Raw genomic sequence first — 3,068 nt, 5'->3', positions numbered from 1 at the left:
ATATAAAGTTTTGGAAATATCACCAAAATGCTTGTAGTATAATAATTACTCATCTTTTTAAATTTATTAACACAGACCTATTTATTTATGTTCAACTACTTAAAGAACTCAGGACTTACGCAAAACATGAAAACATACACGACCTGTAGGGGCGATTGGCCAATCGCTAGATGTGGTGGCTATGCGTAAGTCCTGGAACTGCTATATAAAATTTTCGATTGATTAACTTTTAGTATTTGGTATGAACTCTAGATTAAAAATTGACTTTTATATGCTGACTTAACTGAAAATGGCAATTACAACTAGACAATTAATTCAATGGAAACAAAAAGGTCGTCCGATAGTAGCTCTGACAGCTTATGATTATACGATCGCTCAAATTTTAGACAATGCTGGAGTAGATTTAATCCTGGTGGGAGATTCTCTGGGAATGGTGACATTAGGTTATGATACAACTATACCAGTCACTCTTGATGAAATGATTCATCATGCTAAAGCAGTGCGACGAGGTGTAAAGCAGGCTTTGATAGTGGTAGATTTACCATTTTTAACTTATCAGGAAAGTCCTCAACAAGCTATACATTCCGCAGGGAGAATACTTAAAGAAACTGGCGCTCAAGCTGTAAAGTTAGAGGGTGGTAATGAGGCGATCGCTCAAACTGTGGATAAATTAACATCAGTGGGTATTCCTGTTTTGGGTCATATTGGTCTCACTCCCCAGTCTGTACATCAATTTGGAGGTTATCGCCGACAAGGTAAAACTCCTGATGCTAGTGCGCGTATTTTAGCAGAAGCTGTAGCTTTGGAACAAGCTGGTGCTTTTGCCATGATTTTAGAACATATTGGAGTAGATTTAGCAAAAGAGATTACGGAAAAAGTTTCTATTCCTACTATTGGTATTGGTGCAGGTGCTTATTGTGATGGTCAGATATTAGTAATTAATGATGTTTTAGGAATTTCTGATTGGCAGCCACCCTTTGCGAAATCTTATGCTAATTTACGAGAGAGTATTACTGAAGCAGTTAAAGAATATAGTTTGGAAGTTAAGGAAAGAAAATTTCCTTAACCACTATTGTTTATAAAGTCAAAATTCAAAATTCAAAAGTCAAAAGTTAGAAGTTAGAAGTTAGAACAAGACTTACTTACGCAAAAAATGAAATTACACACCATCTGTAGGGGCGAATGGCATTCGCCCTTGCTAGATATAGTGGCTCTGCGTAAGTCCTGTAGAAGTCAAAAGTTAGAAGTTTGATAGTGGATTTCATTTCGATATCGATCTATTTGAAAACTTCAACAAACTTCTAATAATTCTGGTGTAAACATCATTTTCCATCCTAAACGTAAAAATTCCATAATGCGATCGCATGGAGAACATTCTGTTAAGTCCTAGACGGAATTTTCCTCGACATTTATGGACAATTGTGGACAAAATGTATAGGTATAACCGTCTTTTTTATGTACAACTTTTAATTTGCTGACATGAACACTTTTAGCTTTTTGTCCTGGCACTGTAAAATTAAAACTATTTGATTTTGAGCGAGGATTAACTCTACCCACTTCCCCAGTTTCAATATTCAATGCTAAATCTCCACTATTCCAACCTTTTATGGGTTTTAGTGGGTTATACCTTATGGGGTATCCATATTTATTTACCGCTGCTTTTTGTCTACCTCCTTGCCCTTTGCAAATAGCAACTAAAGCTTGGGTGGTGTGGAAATTTAACTGATTCACTTCACCTACACAAGCAGCGTCTATGCAGTGCGCTTTTGGGAGCTTATGTTTTCTCCGGTTAAATTTTGTTTGTCCGCCGCTAGATGTGATTACAGTCAACCCAGTAGTCTTTAAAGTGTTGAACAATTTCCACCGACAAGAATTAACCGCTGCTGCATCTTTTAAAGGTAATTTGGCTTGGGTTTGTATTCGCTTTAATAATTCTGGTTTTGCAGATAAGAATTCCTTAACATCTCGGTTGCTCTTGAGTTGATTGCATTTATTACAGGCCACAGTTAAGTTAGATACTCGGTCTGAGCCTCCTTTCGACTTGGGGTGAATATGTTCTATTTCTAGTGGTGTATTAGTTTTGCCACAATAAGCACATTGACGACCCCATTTTTCTAACAAATATTCTCTCAACTCGTATCCCGCTAGTTCCCCTTGCTGATATTGATATCCTGTGATTTCTGGATTCTGTATTAATTGAGTATCAAAGCGAACCAGTTCCATTGAGATTGATTTTACAGGACAAAACTTAATTAATCGTTTAACCCAAGTCATAATAGTTTCAACTCTGTGCATAACAGAGGGTGCTAACCAACCAAATGGCTTCTTTTTGTTCGGGTTACCTGGTTTACGGTATCTAAGATTCTTTGTCCTTCTCGCCCTCCTTCTCTGAGAACGCTTTTGCAGTTTTTCGGAAATTAAGGAACCTCGGTGTTGAATTTCCAACATCCATATCACCTTAAAGCCATCTAATAAAGCTATTCCGGTAAATTTTGAGCCTGGATCAATCTTAATAATTAAAGATTTTTCTACAGGTTCAACAGCTTTTTCTAGAATCAAAGTAAACGGAAAGCGTCGCCAGACAGCAGCTTTCCCAGAATTGAGCAACCTACGAGCTACAGTTGGCTTGCAAGGTTGTAATGGTTTTTTGTTTGTATCTATGACAAAAACGTAATTTGTATTAGACATTGTGGTGTCTAGTCCTTTTCAGTAAAGTGTTCCTCGATTATGTTGGCCAAGCTTGTCGATGCCCTAAACACTATCGGTACAAAACCTACTTCCGATTGGCGCACTTTAACGCTGTCCTTAATTTAGAGCGACCAACACATAAGCTGGAGTTCACTTATGCTGGTCTTGACTTAGCCAACGTAGTCAGTTAAGACTTAATCTGCAACCTTTGAGAGACAATTCCTAAAAATGTCTAGGATTGGCTAGGTTTTTCAAAGGTGCCACACAGGAATTGAAATTTCAACTCAGCTTAAACTGCGATAAAATCTGAACTGTTGAGATTGACAGTATTAAACCAGGGCAACGTCGTCATTGCCAACTATACTTTTGTAGTAAAGTTG

General features: G+C 37.5%; 2 protein-coding genes. One reads left to right on the top strand and one right to left on the bottom strand.

Annotated elements, in window-relative coordinates; translation table 11 throughout:
- Nucleotides 1–289: 289 nt before the first annotated feature.
- The gene (panB, locus tag AFK68_RS04160; protein WP_094671714.1) at nt 290–1,066 is read left to right on the top strand and encodes a 3-methyl-2-oxobutanoate hydroxymethyltransferase; all 777 of its coding nucleotides are present in this window, start codon (nt 290–292) and stop codon (nt 1,064–1,066) included.
- Nucleotides 1,067–1,386: 320 nt separating this feature from the next.
- Here the strand turns inward: panB and iscB are convergent, their stop codons facing one another.
- Complete coding sequence (gene iscB, locus AFK68_RS04155; protein WP_094671713.1) at nt 1,387–2,688, bottom strand: RNA-guided endonuclease IscB; 1,302 nt, start codon at nt 2,686–2,688, stop codon at nt 1,387–1,389.
- Between the last annotated feature and the right edge of the window lie 380 nt (nt 2,689–3,068).

This window comes from Hydrocoleum sp. CS-953 (assembly GCF_002260545.1).
In the GTDB taxonomy this organism is placed as follows: Bacteria; Cyanobacteriota; Cyanobacteriia; order Cyanobacteriales; family Microcoleaceae; genus Trichodesmium.
The sequence above is the reverse complement of the archived record's forward strand: the minus strand, read 5'-3'. Positions and strand labels throughout refer to the sequence as shown.